General features: G+C 73.0%; 20 protein-coding genes. 17 read left to right on the forward strand and 3 right to left on the reverse strand.

Translation table 11 applies throughout. The annotated features are described in order from the left end of the window. Nucleotides 1-14: 14 nt before the first annotated feature. Entirely contained in the window at nucleotides 15-833 is an 819-nt protein-coding gene (locus tag C4U03_RS16645; RefSeq protein WP_235017913.1) for an IclR family transcriptional regulator, read from the reverse strand. Nucleotides 834-992: 159 nt separating this feature from the next. Between C4U03_RS16645 and C4U03_RS16650 the strand changes: the two genes are divergently transcribed. The 6 genes from C4U03_RS16650 to C4U03_RS42510 are packed head-to-tail and all read left to right on the forward strand — an operon-like array spanning nucleotide 993 to nucleotide 7,730. Continuing rightward, on the forward strand, nucleotides 993-2,234 hold the full coding sequence (locus C4U03_RS16650; RefSeq protein ID WP_160147018.1) for a flavin reductase: 1,242 nt from the start codon (nucleotides 993-995) through the stop codon (nucleotides 2,232-2,234). Between the two features lie 24 nt (nucleotides 2,235-2,258). Next, a complete protein-coding gene (locus tag C4U03_RS16655; RefSeq protein ID WP_103938694.1) occupies nucleotides 2,259-3,527 on the forward strand; it encodes an acyl-CoA dehydrogenase family protein in 1,269 nt (422 codons plus the stop codon). Next, a complete protein-coding gene (locus C4U03_RS16660) occupies nucleotides 3,524-4,975 on the forward strand; it encodes an aldehyde dehydrogenase family protein (RefSeq protein WP_103938695.1) in 1,452 nt (483 codons plus the stop codon). Before C4U03_RS16655 ends, C4U03_RS16660 begins: the two co-directional genes overlap by 4 nt. 5 nt (nucleotides 4,976-4,980) lie before the next feature. After that, a complete protein-coding gene (locus C4U03_RS16665; protein ID WP_235017930.1) occupies nucleotides 4,981-6,117 on the forward strand; it encodes an FAD-dependent oxidoreductase in 1,137 nt (378 codons plus the stop codon). Then, nucleotides 6,117-7,577: an aldehyde dehydrogenase family protein gene (locus tag C4U03_RS16670; RefSeq protein WP_103938697.1), complete on the forward strand. Its 1,461-nt coding sequence runs from the start codon at nucleotides 6,117-6,119 to the stop codon at nucleotides 7,575-7,577. Before C4U03_RS16665 ends, C4U03_RS16670 begins: the two co-directional genes overlap by 1 nt. A gap of 21 nt (nucleotides 7,578-7,598) precedes the next feature. After that, nucleotides 7,599-7,730, forward strand: coding sequence for a hypothetical protein (locus tag C4U03_RS42510; RefSeq protein ID WP_268817509.1), 132 nt, complete (start codon nucleotides 7,599-7,601; stop codon nucleotides 7,728-7,730). 54 nt (nucleotides 7,731-7,784) lie between these two features. On the opposite strand, the gene C4U03_RS16675 is transcribed toward C4U03_RS42510, so the two are convergent. Continuing rightward, the gene (locus C4U03_RS16675) at nucleotides 7,785-8,066 is read right to left on the reverse strand and encodes a Dabb family protein (protein WP_103938698.1); all 282 of its coding nucleotides are present in this window, start codon (nucleotides 8,064-8,066) and stop codon (nucleotides 7,785-7,787) included. Nucleotides 8,067-8,182: 116 nt separating this feature from the next. Between C4U03_RS16675 and C4U03_RS16680 the strand changes: the two genes are divergently transcribed. The 9 genes from C4U03_RS16680 to C4U03_RS16720 are packed head-to-tail and all read left to right on the forward strand — an operon-like array spanning nucleotide 8,183 to nucleotide 16,781. Further along, complete coding sequence (locus C4U03_RS16680; protein ID WP_103938699.1) at nucleotides 8,183-9,817, forward strand: carbon-nitrogen hydrolase family protein; 1,635 nt, start codon at nucleotides 8,183-8,185, stop codon at nucleotides 9,815-9,817. After that, on the forward strand, nucleotides 9,814-10,617 hold the full coding sequence (locus tag C4U03_RS16685) for an oxidoreductase (protein WP_103938700.1): 804 nt from the start codon (nucleotides 9,814-9,816) through the stop codon (nucleotides 10,615-10,617). The genes C4U03_RS16680 and C4U03_RS16685 overlap by 4 nt, the downstream gene beginning before the upstream one ends. After that, the gene (locus C4U03_RS16690; RefSeq protein ID WP_200827276.1) at nucleotides 10,614-11,555 is read left to right on the forward strand and encodes an alpha/beta hydrolase family protein; all 942 of its coding nucleotides are present in this window, start codon (nucleotides 10,614-10,616) and stop codon (nucleotides 11,553-11,555) included. Before C4U03_RS16685 ends, C4U03_RS16690 begins: the two co-directional genes overlap by 4 nt. Nucleotides 11,556-11,564: 9 nt before the next feature. Beyond that, nucleotides 11,565-12,914 (forward strand): Rieske 2Fe-2S domain-containing protein, encoded by a 1,350-nt coding sequence (locus C4U03_RS16695; RefSeq protein ID WP_103938702.1) that lies wholly within the window; start codon nucleotides 11,565-11,567, stop codon nucleotides 12,912-12,914. Further along, a complete protein-coding gene (locus C4U03_RS16700; RefSeq protein ID WP_235017914.1) occupies nucleotides 12,911-13,657 on the forward strand; it encodes a hypothetical protein in 747 nt (248 codons plus the stop codon). The genes C4U03_RS16695 and C4U03_RS16700 overlap by 4 nt, the downstream gene beginning before the upstream one ends. After that, nucleotides 13,650-14,597 (forward strand): hypothetical protein, encoded by a 948-nt coding sequence (locus C4U03_RS16705; protein WP_103938703.1) that lies wholly within the window; start codon nucleotides 13,650-13,652, stop codon nucleotides 14,595-14,597. The genes C4U03_RS16700 and C4U03_RS16705 overlap by 8 nt, the downstream gene beginning before the upstream one ends. Beyond that, a complete protein-coding gene (locus C4U03_RS16710; protein ID WP_103938704.1) occupies nucleotides 14,594-15,367 on the forward strand; it encodes an SDR family oxidoreductase in 774 nt (257 codons plus the stop codon). Before C4U03_RS16705 ends, C4U03_RS16710 begins: the two co-directional genes overlap by 4 nt. Further along, on the forward strand, nucleotides 15,364-16,041 hold the full coding sequence (locus tag C4U03_RS16715) for a hypothetical protein (protein WP_103938705.1): 678 nt from the start codon (nucleotides 15,364-15,366) through the stop codon (nucleotides 16,039-16,041). Before C4U03_RS16710 ends, C4U03_RS16715 begins: the two co-directional genes overlap by 4 nt. After that, complete coding sequence (locus C4U03_RS16720) at nucleotides 16,038-16,781, forward strand: maleate cis-trans isomerase family protein (RefSeq protein ID WP_103938706.1); 744 nt, start codon at nucleotides 16,038-16,040, stop codon at nucleotides 16,779-16,781. Before C4U03_RS16715 ends, C4U03_RS16720 begins: the two co-directional genes overlap by 4 nt. 131 nt (nucleotides 16,782-16,912) lie before the next feature. Here C4U03_RS16720 and C4U03_RS16725 read toward each other — a convergent pair whose 3' ends face one another. Beyond that, on the reverse strand, nucleotides 16,913-18,106 hold the full coding sequence (locus C4U03_RS16725) for a CaiB/BaiF CoA transferase family protein (protein WP_103938707.1): 1,194 nt from the start codon (nucleotides 18,104-18,106) through the stop codon (nucleotides 16,913-16,915). Between the two features lie 136 nt (nucleotides 18,107-18,242). Here C4U03_RS16725 and C4U03_RS16730 point away from each other — a divergent pair, with 136 nt between their 5' ends. Both C4U03_RS16730 and C4U03_RS16735 read left to right on the forward strand, forming a co-directional pair. Further along, entirely contained in the window at nucleotides 18,243-19,130 is an 888-nt protein-coding gene (locus C4U03_RS16730) for a hydroxymethylglutaryl-CoA lyase (protein ID WP_103938708.1), read from the forward strand. A gap of 207 nt (nucleotides 19,131-19,337) precedes the next feature. Further along, on the forward strand, nucleotides 19,338-20,156 hold the full coding sequence (locus tag C4U03_RS16735; protein WP_103938709.1) for an SAM-dependent methyltransferase: 819 nt from the start codon (nucleotides 19,338-19,340) through the stop codon (nucleotides 20,154-20,156). Nucleotides 20,157-20,196: the final 40 nt, after the last annotated feature.

A 20,196-nucleotide genomic window follows, 5' to 3' on the forward strand; every position in this document is an offset into this window, starting at 1 on the left:
CCGTGGCCGTCCCGCTAGCCGGTGTGGCCGAGCTGGGCGGAGATGCGGACCGCGGACTCCACCACCAGGGGCGCGCACTCGTTCAGGCGCGGCTTGAAGCGGGTCAGCGGGCCGGCGACGCTCAACCCCGCGATGACCCGCCCGTCATGGTCGAAGATCGGCGCGGCGACGGAGGCCGCGCCCTCCTGGCGCTCGCCCAGGGAGGTGGCGTAGCCGCGCCTGCGGATCGCCGCCAGCTCCTTACGCAGCCTGCCCTCGTCGACGAGGGTCTTGTCGGTGAGCGCCTCCAGGGGGTGGCGGCGCAGGTAGCCGTCCACCTCGATGTCGTCGAGGAAGGCCAGGATCACCTTGGAGGAGCTGCCGGCGTGCAGCGGGTACGGGATGCCGAGGCTGACCTCCATGCGCAGCTCGTTGGGCGGCACGACCTGGTCGACGTAGAGCCGGGTGTCGCCCCGCCGTATCGACAGCGTGGCCGTCTCGCCCGTCTGCTGGGCGAGGCGGCGCAGCTCGGGGGCGGCCATCGCGCGCAGGTCCATCCGCGCCAGGTAGGCCCGGCCGAGCGCGATCGCGGCATGGCCGAGGGCGTAGCGGCGGGTCACCGGGTCGACGGTGATGAGTTCGCGGCTGCGCAGCGCGGTCAGGATGCGGTGTACCGCCGCCTTGGTCAGCCCCAGCTCGGTGGCGATCTCGGTGACCCCCAGGTCGGGCCGGGTACTGCGGCCGAACAACAGCAGCACGTCCATCGCGCGCTCCACGGCCGCGATCGAGCGGCTCTGCCCCTCCCCCTCCTCGGTGGCGGCGGCCTTGCTGGGGTTCGTCGCACTGCGCGACACGGCGGTTCCTTCCCACGGACGGGCGGTCAGCCGCAGTCTAAGGCATGGCGTTTCGCTTGGGGAAACGGTTGACGGACCCGGGGCGTTGACACCCATCAACACCGCTCGTTACCGTGAATGAGACGGTGTTTCCTTAAGCGAAACGAAGGGCACGGTGCCGTGGCGGTCGACGCGCAGACCTTTCGGGCGGTGCTGGGGCAGTGGCCGACCGGGGTCGCGGTGGTCACCACCACCGCCGGGGGCCGCTGGCACGGCATGACCGCAAGTTCCTTCAGCAGCGTCAGCCTCGACCCCCCGCTGGTGCTGGTCTGCCTGGCCCGGCACATCTACACCCACGAGCTGGTCGAGCGCAGCGGGGTCTTCGCCGTCAGCTTCCTCGGCAAGGACCAGGCGCCGATCGGGCACCGCTTCGCCGGGCGCGAGCCGGGCGATCGGTTCGCCGAGCATCCCTGGACCGCCGCGCCCACCGGCGCCCCGGTGCTGGACGCGGCGCTGGCGTGGCTGGACTGCCGGGTCGCGCACGCCTACCCGGGCGGCGACCACACCATCTTCGTGGGCGAGGTGCTGACCGCGCGGATCCCGCGCCGCACCGCGCCGCTGTTGTTCCACTCCCGCGCCTGGGGCCAGCTCGCCGACCCGCTGCCCGACGAGGTGACCATCGCCGACACCGGGCTGGCCGCCGCCCTGCACCGCAGGCTCCGGGCCGGCGGCACCGCCCCCGCCCGGGTCACCCAGGCCGGCGTCGCCCGTCTGCTGGAGGCGGTCCGCGCCGCCGGGGTCCGCATCCGCACACCGCTGCCCGCGCCGCCCGGCAACGGGACCCGCCCGGCCGTGTCGGTGCTGGTCGAGGACGCGACACGCCTGGCGGCGGTGCCCCGGGAGGCCCCCGTCGTGGCCGAGGTCGTGCACGGGCCGGACGCACCGGACCTGGTCGCGGCGGCGCGCGAACGCGGGCTGCCCGTGGTGGGGCGGGTCCCCGATGCGTTCTCCCCCGAGCGGCAGACGGCCGTGTTGGCGGCCGTCGACCGGCTGGTCGAGGCGGGCTGTGCCGAGATCGCCTTGGACGAGGGCCCGGACGCCGCCTCGCCGCTGCGGGTCCGCAACCTGCTGCAGGACGCGGTGGCCCGCACCCGGCCGGTGCCGCTGCGGGTGCGGCTGCGCGAGGCCCACGGGCTGGGCCTGGTGAACGCGCTGACCGCGATGAAGAGCGGAGTGCGGCACTTCGACGTGACGCTGGGCGGCGTCGACGGGGGCCTGTGCGCCGAGGACGTGCTGTTCCTGGCCGCCAGGCTCGACGTCGCCACCCCGATCGACCGGGCCGCCCTGGTGACGGCCGCCACCGACCTGGAGGCGATCTGGGGCTCGGCCCTGCCGGGCCGCACCTACCGGATCGCCTCCTGAAGCACCTGAAGGGAAGCCACGGGAATGACACTGACCGGCGAACGGCTCGTCGAGAACATGACCGACGCCGAGCGCGAGCGGGCCAAGCGCGTGGAGTCGGTACTGCCGAACCTGCGCGAGGCCGCCGCACACGCCGACACCACCGCCGAGTTCCCCATCGAGCACGTGGCGCTGCTGCGCGAGGCCGGGCTGCTCGGCCTGGTGGTGCCCACCGAGCACGGCGGCCTCGGCGGCGGGCTGCGCGACCTGGCCGCGGCCACCTACGCGATGGGCACCGCCTGCCCGTCCACCGCGCTGTCGTTCTTCTTCCACAACACCAGCGCCTCGCGCGGGCTGCTGCCGCTGGAGGCGATCGAGGCGGGGCTGTTCACCGGTGACGAGGTCGGGCCGGTGCGGGCGTTCGCCGAGAAGGTGCTGCGCAGGATGGCCGGCGGAACCTGGATGGCCAACTTCGCCAGCGAGGAGGTCAAGAGCTCCGGCGCCAACATCGCGATCGCCACCACCGCCGCCCCGGCCGAGGGCGGCTGGCTGCTCAACGGGGTCAAGTCGTTCGGCTGCGCCACCGGCGTCGCCGACACCTACCTGGTGACCGCCCGGGTGGAGGGCACCGAGGGCGCCGACGGGCTGGCGCTGTTCCTGGTGCCGCGCGACGCCGAGGGGGTCGTCTCGCGCGACCCGTGGAACGGGTTCGGGATGCGGGCCTCCAACAACCACGGGGTGACGCTGACCGACGTGTTCATCCCCGCCGACGAGGCGCTCACCGTGCCCGGCTCGTTCGTGCGGATGCTGAAGATGAGCCGGGGCAGCTTCGTGGGCAACCAGTTGGCCATCTCGGCGACCTACCTGGGCGCCGCGCAGAACGTCTACGACTTCGCCCTGACGCGCCTGACCCGCAAGACCTTCGCCGACTCCGGCCGCCCCATTGCCTCCTCCCCCATGCACCAGGTGATCATCGGGGATATGACCGAACGACTGGAGACCGCCTACCTGTGGATCCGCCGGCAACTGGAGCTGGAGACCTCCGAGCCGCCGCTGCTGCCCAAGGCCGAGGTCTACCGGCAGTGGCGGATCGCCAAGGGCGACATCACCGAGGCGTGCTTCCAGGTGGCGCTGGGCGCGTTCAAGGCGTGCGGCACCTCGGCCGCCACGATGGACGGGGTGATCGGCCGGGCGCTGCGCGACCTGGCGATGGGCCTGGTGATGACGTTCCCGGCCGAGCGGGGCAGGCTGGAGGCCGCCCAGATCATCACCCAGGACCGGGAGAACGAGCTTTTCGCGAGCGTGCCCCGGTGACCCCGCGCGACCTGGTGGCCGGGGAGTGGGCCGACTCGTCCGCCGAGCTCGACCTCGTCCTGGAGGACCCCGCCACCGGCGAGCCGCTCGGCCCGGCCCGGGCCACCGACGGGCAACGCCTGGAGCGCGCGCTGGCGGCTGCCGAGGCCGCCGCCGACGGCTGGGCCGCCCGCCCGGCCGGCGAGCGCGCCGAACTGCTGGAGGCGGTCGCCGCCGCCCTCGAACCGGCCGTCGACCGGATCGTCGCGCTGGAGGCCGCGGCGACCGGCGTGCCGATCCGGCAGGCGGCCCCGCTCGGCATGATCGTGACCGGGTCGTTCCGGCTGGCCGCCGCCGGGCTGCGCGAGGGCGGGCTGGAGCAGGCCATGACCCGCGAGGACGGCCGCGCGGTGGAGGTGCGGCGGCTGCCGTGGGGGCCGGCCCTGTGCCTGGTTCCGTGGAACGCGCCCGCCCCGATGGCCGCGCACAAGGTGGCCAACGCGCTGGCCGCCGGCTGCCCCGCACTGCTCAAGCCCAGCGAGTTCGCCCCGTTCGGCGCCCAGCGGTTCGCCGAGGTCGTGGCGCAGGCGCTGGCGGAGCGGGGCGTGCCCGGCGGGGTCTTCCAGCTCGTCCACGGCGACGGCGCGACCGGCGCCCGGTTGACCGGCGACCCCCGGATCCGGGCGGTGTCGTTCACCGGCGGCGCGGCGGGCGGCCGGTCGGTGGCCGCCGCCTGCGCCGCCGGGATCAAGCCGGTGCAGCTTGAACTGGGCGGCAACAACCCGCTGGTGGTCATGCCGGACGCCGATCCACAGCGCGCCGCGCGGGCCGCCGTCGACCTGCTCACCACGCTGAACGGCCAGTGGTGCCGGGCGCTGGGCCGCCTCATCGTGCCCGCCGGCGCCCAGGACGCGCTGCTGGAGGCGATCGGGGAACGGCTGGCGGCGCTGCGCGCGGGCCCGCCGCTGGAGGAGGACACCGACCTCGGGCCACTGGTGCACTCACGGCACCGCGACCTGGTCGCCGCCCGGCGCGACGCGCTCGGCGGCCGGCTCGTCTCTACCACCAAAGTGCCCGACCAGGGCAACTACCTGGCCCCCGCACTGGTCGTCGGGGTGGCCCCGGCCGACGCCACCGAGGAGATCTTCGGGCCGGTCGCCACCGTCCACCCCTACCGGACGACGGAGGAGGCGGTGGCGCTGGCCAACGGCACGTCCTACGGGCTCGAAGGGTACGTGGTCGGCGCCGACGAGGACGCCGCCCTGGCGGTGGCCCGCCGGATCAGGGCCGGGGAGGTCAAGGTCAACGGTTCGAGCGTGATGAGCCTGCACCTGTTCGCCCCGCGCCCGGCGTGGGGGGCGTCCGGGCTGGGCGAGGAGGGCACGGCCGAGACGCTGCGCTTCTTCACCAACCCGCGGGTCGTGGGCGTGGAGGGCGGCTTCGCTCTGCACTCGCGGGAGACGCCTTGACGCGGGTGCTGGTGGCGGGGGCGGGCCCGGTGGGGCTGACGGCGGCGCTGGCGCTGGCCCGGCGCGGCGTCCCGGCGACGGTCCTGGAGGCCGGGCCCGCGCTGGCCGCCGAGTCGCGGGCCTCGACCTTCCACCCGCCTTCCCTGGAGATGCTGGACGCCCTCGGGGTGCTGGAGGAGCTGATGGCGCGGGGGTTGATCTCGCGGACGTTCCAGTACCGGGAGCGGCGCGGCGGGATCATCGCCGAACTCGACCTGTCGGTGCTGTCCGGTGACACCCCCTACCCGTTCCGCGTCCAATGCGAGCAGAGCAAGCTCACCCCGATCCTGCGCGCCCACCTGGAGGCGGCCGGCGGCGAGGTCCGGTTCGGCGCACAGGTCCGCCAGGTGCTGCCGCGCGCGGACGGGGTCGAGGTGGTGACCTCCGCCGGGGAACGGGCGGACGCCGACTGGCTGATCGGCGCGGACGGCGCGGGCTCGGCGGTGCGGCACGGCCTGGGGGTGGGGTTCGAGGGGATCACCTACCCCGAACGGTTCCTGGTCGCCTCCACCCGCACCGACCTGGAGGCGCTGCTGCCCGGGATCGCGGCGGTGAACTACGTCTTCGACCCCGACGAGTGGCTGGTGCTGCTGCGCACCCCCGACCACTGGCGGGTGCTGTTCCCCACTCCGGAGGGGACGGCCGACGACCACGAGCTGGCCCGGCTGCCCGAGCGGCTGCGCGGCGTCGCCGACACCGACTGGGACGTGGCGCACGCCAGCCTGTACCGCGTCCACCAGCGGGTGGCCGAACGGTTCCGCAGCGGTCGGGTGCTGCTGGCCGGGGACGCCGCGCACGTCAACAACCCGCTCGGCGGGATGGGCATGAACAGCGGCATCCATGACGCCGTCCTGCTGGCCGGCGCCCTCGCCGACGTGCTGGACGGCGGCCCCGAGACCGCCCTGGACGCCGTGGTGCGGGCCCGCCGCGACACGGCGCTGTCGTTCGTGCAGTCGATGACCCACGCCAACTGGGAACGGCTGCGCGCCGCCGACCCGGCCGCCTATCACGACGAACTGCGGGCCCTGGCCGCAGACCCCGCCGAGTCCCGCCGGTACCTGCTGCGCACCTCGATGATCGCCTCACTGCGGGACGTGGCCTGATGGCGGCGCCGCCCCAGGGACCGGCCCCCGAACGCCCGCAAAGCCACATCGTGCGGGAGAACCCCGCACGGATCGGTGAGATCGTGGGGCGGGTCCCGGTGGCGGACGCGGCTCGGGTGGACCGGGTCGTCCGGGACGCCGAGGCCGGGCAGCGGGACTGGCGGGAGGTTCCGGCCGAGGAGCGGGCCGACGTGCTGCGCCGGGCGGCCGACGCCATGGACGCCCTGCCGGGCATCGCGGCGCTGCTGGCCCGGGAGAGCGGCAAGCCGCTGGGCGACTGCGCGGGCGAGCTGCGGTTCGCCGCCGCCTACCTGCGCTGGGCGGCCTCGCAGGCGCCCGCCGTGTACGCCGACCGGGAGGTGGACGATGCGGCCGGGCGGCTGGTGCTGCGCCGTCGCCCGTACGGGGTGGTCGCGGCGGTCACGCCGTGGAACGCGCCGGTCATCCTGACCCTGTTGAAGGTGGGCCCGGCGCTGGCCGCCGGCAACACGGTCGTGGTGAAGCCGTCGCCGCTGGCTCCGCTGGCGGTGACACGGGTGCTGGAGCTGTTCCCGCCGGGGCTGGTGCAGGTGGTGCATGGCGGCGCCGAGACGGGCCGTGCGCTGGTCGGCCATCCCGCCGTGCACCGGGTGGCGTTCACCGGCGGCGCCGAGGCCGCCCGCGACATCGGGGCCACCGCCGCCAGGGTCATCACCCCCACGGTGATGGAGCTGGGCGGCAACGACCCGGTGGTGCTGCTGGACGACGCCGACCTGTCGGACGAGGCGATGGACCGGCTGGTGATGGCGTCCTTCGCCACCGCCGGCCAGGTCTGCATGGCCGCCAAGCGGCTGTACGCGCCCAGGTCGCGGCTCGCCGAGGTCCGGGACGCCTATCTGGCGGCGGCCGACCGCACCCTGGTGCTGGGTGATCCGCTGGAGGAGGGGACGACGGTCGGTCCGGTGATCTCCGCGGGCGCGGCGGCCCGGGTGCGGGCGCTGGTGGCGGACGCGGTGCAGCGGGGCGGCACGGCCATCGGGCTGGGGGCGGTGCGCGTGGACGTCGAGCGGGGCCACTTCGTGCGGCCGACCCTGGTCATGGGGGTGGCCGACGACGCCCCGGTGGTGGCCGAGGAGCAGTTCGGCCCGGTGGTGCCGCTGTTGCCCTACGACGACGAGGACGAGGCGGTGGCCCGCGCCAACACGGGTGAGCTGGGCCTGGGCGCCTCGGTCTGGTCGGCCGACGAGGAGCGGGCGTTCGCGTTCGCCCGCCGTTTCGAGGCGGGCTTCACCTTCGTCAACACCCACAACCGCACGGGGATGGCGCTGCGCGCACCGTTCGGCGGGGTCAAGCGCAGCGGCCACGGCCGCGAGTACGGCGCCGAGGGCCTGCTGGAGTACGTGCAGACCTGCGCCGTCCACGCCCCGGCCGCCTTCCGCCCGGGCGGCGCCGGGATGGGCGCGGGCGCCTATCCCCTCTGAGTCCCTGCTTAGGTGCTGCCGGTGCAGGTCGTCTGCTACGCGGTGGCCACTGCCGGGTTCTCCGTCGCCACCCCCGGCCTGACGGCGGCCAACGCCGACGTCGTCAGCGCCGACGCCGCCCGGGCTCTGGGCGGGACGGCCGCCGGGGGCTGATCCCGCACAAAGGCGACGGCCGCGCCCGTTCGGGCGCGGCCGTTCCGTTACGGGTCAGCTCTCGTGGTCGACGACCGCGCGGGCGGCCAGCCGCGGCCTCAGCCACCCGGCCACCTCCAGGTGGGCGGGGTGCCCCTGGTAGGCGCGCAGTTCCTCCACCGAGTCGTGGGTGGTGGTCATGCACAGGTCATAGGAGACGTCGGTGTGCAGCAGGTCCAGTCCGACGGTCATGGACGTGATCTGCTCAACCGTGCCGACCAGCCCTTCCAACCGTTCCTTGGCCTCGGGGGCGTCGGCGGGATCGGTGAACTTCATCAGCACGACATGGGTGAGCATTGCGGGGCCTCCCAGCCTCGGTTAACACGAAGTTTCTTCACGGTGGCTCTGGCGGGCACGGGACCGCGATTGTAGAGTTTGGAAACAGCGTTTCGCTAGAGGAACCAGGAGGCCCGATGGCTCCGGTCCGGGTTGCCGCCGTCCAGTTCGCGATCGGCCGGGACGTGTCCGCCAACCTCGCCACCTGCCTGCGGATGATCGACAAGGCGGCGGCCGAGGGTGCCGACATCATCGTGTTGCCGGAGTTTTGCAACCACTTGTCCTGGTATGAAGATCGGGTAACCGCCGAGCGGCTGGCCTGCACCATCGACGGCCCCTTCCTGTCGGCGATCGCCGACCGGGCCGCCGGGCACCGGGCGCACGTCAAGGTCAACGTCACCCTGCTCGGCGACGACGGGCGGACCACCGTCGGCAACCTGCTCTACGGCCCCGGCGGCGAACTGCTCGGCCGCTCCGACAAGCTCACCCTGATGGGCGCCGAGGGCGACCACCTCGACCCCGGCACCGCCGCCGGCCCGGTCATCGACACCCCGCACGGCAGGCTCGGCATGTACGCCTGCATGGAGGGCGTCACCAGCGACGTCCCCCGCGACCTGGCGGTGCGCGGCGCGCAGGTGATGCTCAACAGCCTCAACTCCTTCGCCACCGACGAGGCCGGCCTGCACATCCCGGTGCGGGCCGCCGAGAACCGCGTGTGGGTGGTGGCGGCCAACAAGGTCGGCCCGCTGCTCCCCATAGAGCTGCTGCCGGCCATCAGCGAGCGGCTCGGCGTGCCGCCCCACTGGCTGGACGGCGCGGGCGAGAGCCAGATCGTCGCCCCGGACGGGACCGTGGCGGCCAAGGCGCCCCGCACCGGCGAGGCGGTCGTCGTCGCCGACATCGACCCCGCCCTGGCCGACGACAAGACCCGGCCGGACGGCACCGACGTGTTCGCCGCCCGCAGGCCGGGCCTGTACACGCCGATCGTCCGCCCCCCGAGGCCGCGGGCCGCCGCGCCCGGCGCCGAGACGCTGACCGCCGCCGTCGTCCGTTCCCCCGACCTGGTCGCCCGGGCCGCGCGGGCGGGCGCCGAGCTGATCGTCCTGCCGGAGCTGGCGTTCGGCGTCGAGACGGACGCCGCCGGCGTCACCGCCGCGCTGGCCGAGGCGGTCCGTGGCACCGCCGCGCACGTGGTGACCAGCGCGCGCGACGGCCGCGGCCACGCCGCCCTGCTGGTGAACGCCGGCGGCCCGGTGGGCCGCCAGCCGCAGTTGCACGCCAGCGCCCGGCACGCCGCCTGGGCCGCCGAGTACGGCGACGGGCTGGAGGTCTTCGCCCTCCCCTGGGGACGGCTCGCGCTCGTCGTCGGCGACGACGCGCTCTACCCCGAGACCTTCCGGCTGGCCGCCATCGCCGAGGCCGACGTCGTCGCGGTGCCGTTCACCCCGCAGGAGCCGTGGGAGACCGCGCTCGGCCTGCCCGAGCGGGCCGCCGAGAACCGGCTGAACGTCGTCGCCGCGGGGCCCGACGACGGGCTGATCCTGGCGCTGCCCGCCGACTTCACCCTGTGGACCCCCTGGCAAGGCCCCTTCCAGGGCCGCATCAGCCATCCCCTGGTCACCCGGGCCGTCGAGCCCGTCACGACGGCGGCCGTCCACCCCGCCCAGGCCGTCAACCGGCTTGTCTCCAAGAACACCGACCTGGTCGGCGGACGTCCCGCGCACGCGGTCGCCGCGCTGGCCGCCGACGCACCGAGCGGAGCGCACCGTTGAAGGAAACCCTGCAGCACGTCGAGCAGATGCTGGACCAGTCCCCCGTCATCGACGTGACGGAGACCTTCCACCGGTTCGAGTCGATCCTGGCCGGGCTCAAGGAGAAGATCGACGCCCGGTTCGAGCTGACCCGCGACCCGTCCACCGAGCCGCTGGAGTCCTACGGGACCTATCCGGACGGGCCGGGCGGGCGGCTGGCCGCCTACAGCGGGCCGGAGGTCGACTGGATGGTGCACTCCTGGCTCGGCAATCCGAAGGCCAGCTTCGCCAACCTGCACCTGACGGTGTGGCTCGGCCCGCACATCCGGGTGCCGCACCTGGGCATCGCGATGCTGGTCTGGCCGGAGGGCTGGTTCTACGTGGACTCCATCCCCCGCACCAACCTGCTCGTGGACGGCGAGTACTACGACAAGTACTACGAGCCGCTCAACGACGGATGGCTGGCGTTCCGGGAGGAGAACCCGGAGTTCGAGTGGTTCACCAGCCGGGCCGGGTTCATCCGGACCAGTCTGTCGCCCACCGCGCACTGCTATTCCTTCCCCCGCGCCGAGAAGAACATCGACCTGGTGGGCCGGGTGCTGGACGAGCACGTGGACCGGTGGCTGGGCTGGGTGGCCGAGGCCGAGCCCGTCCCCGAGGACGAGCGGGCCGCGCTCGCCGCCACCGACCTGGCCATCCGCCGCAACATCGCCGAACGCGACCCCGCCAACGTGATGGGCGTCCGCTACTTCGGCCAGGAGACCACCGACCGTCTCGTCCGCGCTCTATGGGGCGGCGACCGAGAGCTGCCCCGCCCATGACCGGACCCGTGACCGTCCGATCGCTGTGGTGGTCGGCGCAGACCGGCGGCCCGCCGCCCTTCGGCACCGCCCATCTGAAGGTCTACTATCCGGCCCGCGCCGAGGGTACCGACGCCGAACGGCTGACCGGGGTGTTCCCGCCCGACCCGCAGGGCGCGCCGTACCCGGTGGTCGTGTTCTGCTCCGGCGTGAACGTCGAGCAGTCGGTCTACCGGCCGCTGGCGGCCGACATCGCCGCCGCCGGTTTCGTCGTGGTGACGTTCGACCGGGTGGCCGAGCTGTTCGGCGGCCAGGTCGGGCTCACCCCGGGCGTGGACCTGGACGCGGCCCGCCCCGACGCCTACGGCACCCGTCCCACCTGCCCCGCCATCGGCGCCGTGCTGGACGCCCTCGGCGACATCGACCTGCTCAAGGGGATGCTCGATCTCGACCGGATCGCGCTCGGCGGGCACTCGGCGGGCGGGACGGTGGTGCTGCAGTCGGCCAGGTTCTTCCCGGGCGTGCGGGCCTGCTTCGCCTACGGCACCCACACCATGGTCGCCACCATGCTGGGCTGGCCGCCCGGCACGGTGCTGCCCGCCCAGGTCCGGTGCCCGGTGCTGCTGGGCGTCGGCACCCGGGACGGCGTCATCGCGGGCAGCTCGGACCGCTACGGCCAGAGTGCGCCCGCCGACCCGGTGACCCGCACCTTCACCGAGGCGCTGACGGACCCCGGCGATCTGCTCGCCGTGCTCAAGGGCGCCAACCACTTCGCCGTCGCGGACCCGGTCGACCCGACCGCGGCCCGCGCCTTCCTGGACCTGGACACCGAAACCGACCCCGCCGCCAGCCGCCGTGCCTACACGGACCTGGTCGTCGCGTTCCTGCGCGCCCATCTGCGCGACGAGGACGTCACGCCGTCCGCGGACCCGGCGCTCGTCGACCTGCGGCGCCGATAGGAGCCCGCCATGCTCAAGAACTTCTGGTACGCGGTGGAGTTCGCGCACGCCGTCACCCGAGCTCCCAAGAAGGTCACCTGTCTCGGCCAGGACTTCGTCCTGTACCGCAAGCGCGACGGGAGCGTGGTCTGCCTGTCGGACCTGTGCGTGCACCGCGGGGCGGCGCTGTCGGCGGGCACGCTCGTCGAGGACCGGATCGCCTGCCCGTACCACGGCTGGGAGTACGGGCCCGACGGCGCCTGCACGAAGATCCCGGCCAACCCGGAGGGGCGCGGCATCCCCAAGAAGGCCAGGGTCGACTCCTATCCCGTCCTGGAGAAGTACGGCATGGTCTGGGCGTTCCTCGGCGACCTGCCCGAGGAGGAGCGCCCGCCCATCCCGCACTTCCCCGAGCACGAGGACCCCGCCTTCCGGGCCGTGTACGTCGAGATGGTCATCGACGCCAACTACGAGCGGACCTTCGAGAACGTGGTGGACGCCGCGCACACCCCCTTCGTGCACGGCACCCGGTTCGGCAACCCGGACAAGCCGCAGATCCCCGACTACGAGATCACCCAGGACGAGTGGTCGGCGGCGGCCGACATCCTGCTCAGCCCGCCGCCGGCCAAGGGGCTGTGGAAGCGGCTGTACAAGGAGCGGCCCGAGGAGGTCATGGTCACCAACGGCTGGTACCTGCCGAACATCGTCAAGCTGCACGTGCGGCTGCCGTTCGGGGACATGATCCTCTATGACCACAACGTCCCGCTGGACCGGCACCGGACCCTGGTCAAGATCGTCGGCTACCGCAACTTCTTCACCGGCAAATGGGCCGACCCCGACGCCCGTAAGCGCATCCGCAGCATCCTGTTGCAGGACAAGCCGGTGGTCGAGAGCCAGCGCCCCGAACTGCTGCCCTACGACCTGCCCGACGAACTGCACCTGCGCAGCGACTCCCTCCAGGTCGCCTACCGGCGGCGGCGACAGCAGCTGATGGCCGAGGGCTGGTGGGTCGGCGACGACGAGACGGCCGCCGGCGGCCCGCGCGGGAGCGCCACCGTCATCCCCTCGCCCGCCCGCCGGGAAAACCCCGAACTGGCCCGGGCCTGGCAGCACAAGGCGCGGGGCGGGGACCCCGTACCCGTCAAGCGCGCCATCGACGACACCGGCCCCGCCGAGAGCACCGTGGACGACACCGGCTCCGCCGGGAAGACCACCGGCGGCGCCGACTCTGCCAAGAGCGCCACGGGCGGCACCGAACCTGCCGGAAAGACCACCGGCGCCGATCCGGCCGGGAAGACCGCCGGCGGCGGCCCCGCCGAGAGCGCCGCCAGGGATGCCGTTCTGGCCGAGAAGACCACCACCGAAGGAGGGCCCGAGTGAGCGTGTCGCTGCCCAAGGCGCTGAGCGACCGGACGCTGGCCGCGCTGAACGAGGTCGAGGAGCTGACGACCGTCCGCGAACGGGACCTGACCAGCCCGATGTCGCCGGCCCCGGTCGGCGCGCTGAAGGTCTTGCGCGGCGAGCGGATCGCCAAGGTCGTCTACATCGGGCTGACCGTCGAGGCGATCGGCATGGACAGCCACATGATCTTCGCCTTCACCGGCGCGGACTCGGCCGTCCCGCACTTCACCCTCGACTCGGTCATGGCCGGCGGCTATCTCGCCTACCACATCGACCTGGTACCGCGCGCCGAGCTGGCCTCACACCTGGAGTACACCAACACCGCGTTCCACCCGCTGACCCCGGTGTTCGAGGAGATCCGCGAGCGGTTCGGCCCGTCCACCGCCTCGATCGGCCCCCGCCAGTACGCCATGATGTCGCCCTGGATGCTGGTCAACCGGGCCACTGAGGAGCAGTTCCAGCAGCTCGACGGATATCTGGACCGCTACTTCGAGCACTGGCGCGGCCTGGTCGACAAGGGTCTGCCCGACGACGTCCTGGCCACCCTCGCCGACACCGACCTGGCCGACCGGGATGCCCGCAACCGGGCGAATCTGTTCAACCCCGAGGTCGACCCGGTGTGGGGCAACGTGGCCCGGCTGCTCGGCGACGAGCAGACCGACGCGCTGCGCGCCGAGCTGCTGACCAACGACCTGCCGGCCGGGGAGGCGTCCGATGGCTGAACCGAGCGAGTGGCAGACCCGGATCGCCGGCGAGTGGCACGGCCGCCCGTCGCTGTTCGACGCGACCGGGACGTGGCAGGGCTATGAGGACATCCGCCGCTCCTCGGTCTTCGAGGACGGCGCCACCACCTACTACATGGACGGCGGGCTGGAGGGCGGCGGCCCGTTGGCCGGGCGGTTCCGGTTGGGCGCCCCGTTCGCGTTCGGGGTGGTCGACTCCGATCGCGACCGGATCTACACCGGGCCCGACTTCCACGGCACCGGCCAGCCCTACGGCGGGTTCGTCGACGCCCACTACTACGGGCCGGGCTGGCAGGTCGACCTCAACACCTGGAACCACGTGCTGCCCGACGGCGAGACCCAGGTGTACTCGTCCACGCTCTACCAGGGCTGGGCGGTGGTGGGCTGCTTCAACGGCGTCTACAAACGCACCACCGACTACGACGCCAGCCCCGAGACCAGGGCCGCGATCGAGGAGTTCCTGGCGGGTGAGACCCGGCACGGCCCGGTCCCCTACATCCTGCCCACCAAGCAGCGCGGCGCCTACTCGGGCACGTGCGAGCTGTGGGGCGCCGACCAGAAACTGATCGGCGACGTCACCGTGTCGATCGAACTGGAGCCCGTCAATCTGCTGCGCACCCGCCAGCACGTCACCTGGACCGGCGCGATCGAGCGGCGTTACACGGTGGAGGCCCGCCGGGACGGGTTCCGCCACTTCTACGAGGGGCCGGACGCCTGGGGCAACGCCCAGTCCTTCGGCCGGGCCAACTACCCCGTCCTGCACTTCACCGACGTGTGGAAGGCCAAGGGCCGGGAGTTCATGATCGACGCCAGGCCCGGCATGACGGCGGGTGAGACGTTGACCGTGGTCTACGAGCTGTTCGAGGGCAACGTCCTCAACTGCGTCCTGCACGGCGTACTGACCTGGGAGGCGTCATGACCGCGGTGGTCGTCACGGGCGGCACCCGGGGCATCGGGCTCGGGCTGGCCAGGGAGTTCGTGGCCAGGGATGTCAAGGTCGCGATCTGCGGACGGTCGCAGGAGTCGGTCGACAAGGCGCTGGGCGAGCTGGGCGAGGGCGTGGTCGGGGCGGTCTGTGACATGGCCGACCGGGCCCAGGTGCAGGCGCTGTGGGACACGGCCGTCGAGGCGTTCGGGCGGATCGATCACTGGATCAACAACGCCGGGGTCTCCACCGCCCGCAGGCCCCTGACCGAGGTGCCGCCCGAGCAGCTCGAAACGGTGGTGGCCGCCAACCTGCTCGGCGTGCTGCACGGCAGCGCGGTCGCGGTGGCGGGCATGACCGCCCAGGGCGGCGGGACGGTCTGGAACATGGCCGGCCTGGGCAGCGACGGGCGCACCGTGCCCGGGCTGATCGCCTACGGGGCGACCAAGCGGGGCTCGGACTACCTGACCACCGGCCTGGCCAAGGAGGTCAAGGGCGGCCCGGTCAAGGTGGCGCACCTGTCCCCCGGCATGGTCGTCACCGACCTGCTGATCCAGGACTACTCCCCCGAGGAGCTGGAGAAGGCCAAGAAGGTCTTCAACATCCTGGCCGACCGGGTGGAGACGGTGACGCCCTGGCTGGCCGCCAAGGTCCTGGCCGGGACGAAGAACGGCGGCACGGTCGCCTGGCTGACCACTCCCAAGATCGCGGGACGGTTCGCCACCGCCGCCTTCCGCAAACGCGACCTGTTCTCCGGCACATGAGCGGCTACGACTACCCGGTCGCCCTGGCTCTGGAGGACTACGTCCCGGTGCTGCTGACCGGGGCGGGGCTGGCGCTGCTGGTGCCGTACGCCCGCCGGTTCGGCACCGCGCCGGTCGTGGCCCTCGGCGCGGTGCTGGCCACCGCCGGCGGGCTGTCCAAGGCCACCTGGAAGCTGGTCGTCGCGTTGGACGGCCCGGATCTGCACTGGCTGAACAGCGCGCTGTTCCCGCTGCTGTGCACCGCGTTCCTGCTGCTGCTGTACGCCTTCCACCGGCCGCGGGACGCCCGGCGGCGGGCCGCGCTGACGGCCGGGCTGGCCGTGCTGTTCGCGCTGGGGCAGGGGGCCTGCGTCGCGGTGGGCGACACCTGGCCGGCGATGGCCCTGATGATCGTCGCGGTGAGCGTGCTGACCGTGCGGTTCGTCATGCTGGCCCGGGCGGCCGGCGATGTCCCGGCCGTGGTGCTGTTCTCGCTGTGGCAGATCGGCCAGTACCTGCTGGGCCCGATGGCCGCACGGGCCGACCAGAGCGTGACCCTGCAGTGGGTCGAGCAGAGCTGCAACACCGTCGCCCAGGGCGCGTTCGCGGTGGCGACCTGGCGGCTGGCCCACGCGCCCGGCGCACCGATATCAGCTTCGACACCGGCTTCGACCAGGGAGGTCCCGGCGGCATGACCGACGCACTCGGCTGGCGGCGCAAGTTCGGGGTGATCGCGCCGTCCACCAACACCATCGTGGAACCGGACTTCTACCGGATGGGCGTCCCCGGGGTGACGTCCCACTTCTCTCGCATCCACATCCGCGACCAGAACATGGACGGCGACGAGGGTATGCAGCGGCTGCTAGAGCAGATCCGCGCCGAGATCGGCGCGGCCTGCGAGCGGGTGCTGACCTGCGAGCCCGACTACATGGTGATGGGCATGTCCGCCGAGACGTTCTGGGGCGGCGTGGCGGGCAACAAGGAGTTCGTCCGGCAGATCCACGACATCACCGGCCTGCGGGTGGCCACGGGGGCGGAGGCGTGCGAGCGGGCGCTCAAGCTGTACGGGGCCCGGCGCATCGGCGTCGTCACCCCCTACCAGCCGATCGGCGACGAGAACGTGGTGCGGTTCTTCGGCGAGCTGGGCTTCGAGGTCGACCGGATCATCGGCCTGAAGTGCCCGACGGCGGTGTCGATCGCGCACGTCACCGAGGACGAGCTGCGCTCGGCGCTGCGCGAGCTGGCCGCCGGCGAGGTGGACGCCCTCGTCCAGTGCGGCACCAACCTGTCGATGGTGGGCCTGGCCGACGAGGCCGAGCGCTGGCTCGGCCTGCCGGTCATCGCGATCAACGCCGCCACCTGGTGGATGGCGCTGCGCGACAACGGCATTGAGGACAAGGTCCACGGCGCCGGCAGCCTGCTGCGCGAACACTGACCGCACGTGACGCAGGGCCCGGCAGGCCCACCGCACCCCGGGCGGTGGGCCCCAGAGCCCTTTTGACCTGGAGAGACGCGCGCTCCCCCGGTGCCTGGCGCGGTGACGTCGAGGACGGCGGGCGGGTGGGGTCAGATGGTGCCGGAGGCGGTCAGGGCCTCGATCTCCTCGGGGGTCAGGCCGAGCAGGCCGCGGTAGATCTCGTCGTTGTGCTCGCCCAGTTCGGGGCCGAGGGAGCGGACGGTGCCGGGGGTGTTCGACAGTTTGGGGACGACGTTCTGCATCGGGAAGTCGCCGAACTCGGGGTGGGCGAGGCGGATGATCGCCTCCCGCGCCCTGAAGTGCGGGTCGTCCAGCATGTCCTTGGCCCGGTAGGTCAGCCCGGCCGGGATGCCGTTGGCGTGCAGGGTCTCCAGCAGCGGCGCCGACTCCTGCCCGGCCGTCCATTCGGCGATCAGCTCGTCCAGCTCCTCGGCGTTGGCGCCGCGCGCGCCGTGGGTGGCGTAGCGCTCGTCGGCGGCCAGTTCGGGACGTCCCATCACCTCGGCCAGCCGGGTCCAGATGGTGTCCCGGTTGGCGGCGATGAGGACGGGGCCGTCCTTGGTGGGGTAGACGTTGCTGGGCGCGACGTTCGGCAACACCGACCCGGTGCGCTCGCGCTGGTAGCCGGCCAGTTCCCATTCGGGGAGCAGCGACTCCATCATCGCCAGCACCGCTTCGTACAGCGCCGAGTCGACGACCTGGCCGCGCCCGGTGCGGCTGCGGGCGTGCAGCGCGACCAGGGTGCCGAGGGCGGCGAAGGTGCCCGCCAGCTCGTCGCCGAGGGAGATCCCGGCCCGCGACGGCGGCCGGTCCGGGTCGCCGGTCACGTAGCGGATGCCGCCCATCGCCTCGCCGATGGAGCCGAATCCGGCGCGGGGCGCGTACGGCCCGGACTGGCCGTAGCCGGTGACGCGGGTGACGACCAGCCCGGGGTTGTCGGCCCAGAGGGTCTCGGGGTCCAGGCCCCACCGTTCGAGGGTGCCGGGGCGGAAGTTCTCCACCAGCACGTCGGCCTCGGCGATGATCCGGCGGGCCAGCCGCTGGCCCTCCTCGGTGCGCAGGTTCAGCGTCACCGACTTCTTGTTGCGCGCCAGGATCGGCCACCACAGCGACTTGCCGTGCGGCTTCTCCCGCCCCCAGTCGCGCATCGGGTCGCCGGTGCCGGGGGGCTCGAACTTGACGACCTCGGCGCCGAAGTCGCCGAGCAACTGGCCGCAGAACGGCCCGGCCAGCAACTGGCCCATCTCGACCACGCGCAGGTCCGACAGGGGGAGTTCGGTCATGTTCGGTCCTCGTTGTGCCGCAGGTGTGCGGACAGGCGGCGGGCCGCGCCCGGCTCGCAGTAGCGCGACACCCTAGATTGCATGCAATCTAGACACTAGTCTAGAAAATAGCGCTATATCAAGCAGATTGGACAGAATGTTGCATACAACAGTGGTCGAGGTCGGGCCCCGGGACGGGCTGCAGAACGAGTCGGTGATCCTGCCCGCCGCCGACAAGGTGGAGCTGATCCGCCGCAGCGTCGAGGCCGGTGTCCGCCGCATCGAGGCCGTGTCCTTCGTCAACCCCAAGCGGGTGCCGCAGATGGCCGACGCCGAGGAGGTGATGGCGGCCGTACCGCGCACGCCCGAGGTCTCCTACATCGGCCTGGTCCTCAACCGGCGCGGGCTCGACCGCGCCCTGGCCGCCGCCGTCGACGAGGTCAACGTCGTCGTGGTGGCCACCGACACCTTCTGCGTCCGCAACCAGGGCTGCACCACCGACGAGGCGCTGGCCGCCTGGGACGACATCGCCCGCGCCGCCGCGGACGCCGGGGTCCCGGCGAGCATGACGATCGCCGCCGCCTTCGGCTGCCCGTTCGAGGGGACCACCCCACCGTCCCGGGTCGCCGAGATCGCCCGCCGCGCGCACGCCGCCGGGGCCGCCGAGATAGCGCTGGCCGACACGATCGGCGTCGGGGTCCCGCGCCAGGTCCGCGAGCTGACCCGGCTGGTGCGCCGGGCCGCTCCGGGCACCCCGCTGCGCTTCCACTTCCACAACACCCGCAACACCGGGTACGCCAACGCCCTCGCCGCCGTCGAGGAGGGCGTGCACGTGCTGGACGCCAGCACCGGCGGGTTCGGCGGCTGCCCGTTCGCCCCCGCCGCCACCGGCAACATCGCCACCGAGGACCTGCTGTACGCCCTGCACCACAGCGGCCTGACCACCGGCGTCTCCCTGGAGGCGGTCGCCGCCACCGGCGCCTGGCTCGGCGAGCGCCTCGGCAAGCCCGCCCCCGCCCTCCTCGGCCGCGCCGGCGACTTTTGAGCCCCGCTCGACGAACTCGCCGAGCTTGACGTCGTGACGCCTCGGCCCGCGTTCGGACCGCGACGATGTCAAGATCGGCGAGATGCGGCGGGCGAGGGCGGGCGGGTTGTCCGCAATCGGCCATCAAGGGGGGCGGGACGCACGGGGGCGCAGTAGATTCCATGATCGTTGTTGGATGGCCCAACCAGCGCACAGCAAGGAGCCCCCGTGACCGACAACCTCGACCAAAACGCCGGGAACACCCCGGTGGTCGACCAGACCGTGCCGCAGACCGCGCGCATCTGGAACTACTGGCTGGGCGGTAAGGACAACTACGAGGTCGACCGCAAGGTCGGCGACGACATCCTCCAGATCATCCCGGACATGGCCGTCATGGCGCGCGCCACCCGGCAGTTCCTCATCCGGGCCGTCCGTTACCTCTCCGGCGAGGCCGGGGTGCGCCAGTTCCTCGACATCGGCACCGGGCTGCCCACCGTGGACAACACCCACGAGGTCGCGCAGGCCGTCGCGCCCGAGGCCCGCATCGTCTACGTCGACAACGACCCGCTGGTGCTGGCCCACGCCCGCGCCCTGCTCACCAGCTCCCCCGAGGGCGCCACCACCTACATCGACGCCGACCTGCACGACCCCGGCAGGATCCTCGACGAGGCCAGGAAGACGCTCGACTTCGACCGGCCCATCGCGCTCATGCTGATGGGCATCCTGGGCCACATCACCGACTTCGCGCAGGCGCAGTCGATCGTGCGGCAACTGCTGGACGCCCTGCCCTCCGGCAGCTACCTGGCCCTCTACGACGCCACCAACGTCATCCGCAGCCCGGAGACCAACGAGGCCATCCGCATCTGGAACGAGTCCGCCAAGCCCCCCTACGTCCTGCGCTCCCCCGACGACCTGGCCCGCTTCTTCGACGGCCTGGACCTCGTCGAACCCGGCATCGTCTCCTGCCCCCGCTGGCGCCCCGCCCCCGGCCTCCCCGGCGAACCGGACGAGATGGACGAATTCTGCGGCGTCGGCCGCAAACCCTGACCCCTCCGCAGGGATGAGTGGTCCGCCCCACCGACCGAGT

This window comes from Thermomonospora echinospora (assembly GCF_900108175.1).
GTDB lineage: Bacteria > Actinomycetota > Actinomycetes > Streptosporangiales > Streptosporangiaceae > Thermomonospora > Thermomonospora echinospora.

What these genes read in the sequence shown, in the direction of transcription:
- C4U03_RS16715 (WP_103938705.1), top strand. Translation starts at nt 15,364, where the DNA reads ATGAGCGGCTACGACTACCCGGTCGCCCTGGCTCTGGAGGACTACGTC.
- C4U03_RS16730 (WP_103938708.1), top strand. Translation starts at nt 18,243, where the DNA reads ATGTTGCATACAACAGTGGTCGAGGTCGGGCCCCGGGACGGGCTGCAG.
- C4U03_RS16705 (WP_103938703.1), top strand. Translation starts at nt 13,650, where the DNA reads ATGGCTGAACCGAGCGAGTGGCAGACCCGGATCGCCGGCGAGTGGCAC.
- C4U03_RS16675 (WP_103938698.1), bottom strand. Translation starts at nt 8,066, where the DNA reads ATGCTCACCCATGTCGTGCTGATGAAGTTCACCGATCCCGCCGACGCC.
- C4U03_RS16695 (WP_103938702.1), top strand. Translation starts at nt 11,565, where the DNA reads ATGCTCAAGAACTTCTGGTACGCGGTGGAGTTCGCGCACGCCGTCACC.
- C4U03_RS16690 (WP_200827276.1), top strand. Translation starts at nt 10,614, where the DNA reads ATGACCGGACCCGTGACCGTCCGATCGCTGTGGTGGTCGGCGCAGACC.
- C4U03_RS16655 (WP_103938694.1), top strand. Translation starts at nt 2,259, where the DNA reads ATGACACTGACCGGCGAACGGCTCGTCGAGAACATGACCGACGCCGAG.
- C4U03_RS16720 (WP_103938706.1), top strand. Translation starts at nt 16,038, where the DNA reads ATGACCGACGCACTCGGCTGGCGGCGCAAGTTCGGGGTGATCGCGCCG.
- C4U03_RS16725 (WP_103938707.1), bottom strand. Translation starts at nt 18,106, where the DNA reads ATGACCGAACTCCCCCTGTCGGACCTGCGCGTGGTCGAGATGGGCCAG.
- C4U03_RS16710 (WP_103938704.1), top strand. Translation starts at nt 14,594, where the DNA reads ATGACCGCGGTGGTCGTCACGGGCGGCACCCGGGGCATCGGGCTCGGG.
- C4U03_RS16670 (WP_103938697.1), top strand. Translation starts at nt 6,117, where the DNA reads ATGGCGGCGCCGCCCCAGGGACCGGCCCCCGAACGCCCGCAAAGCCAC.
- C4U03_RS16680 (WP_103938699.1), top strand. Translation starts at nt 8,183, where the DNA reads ATGGCTCCGGTCCGGGTTGCCGCCGTCCAGTTCGCGATCGGCCGGGAC.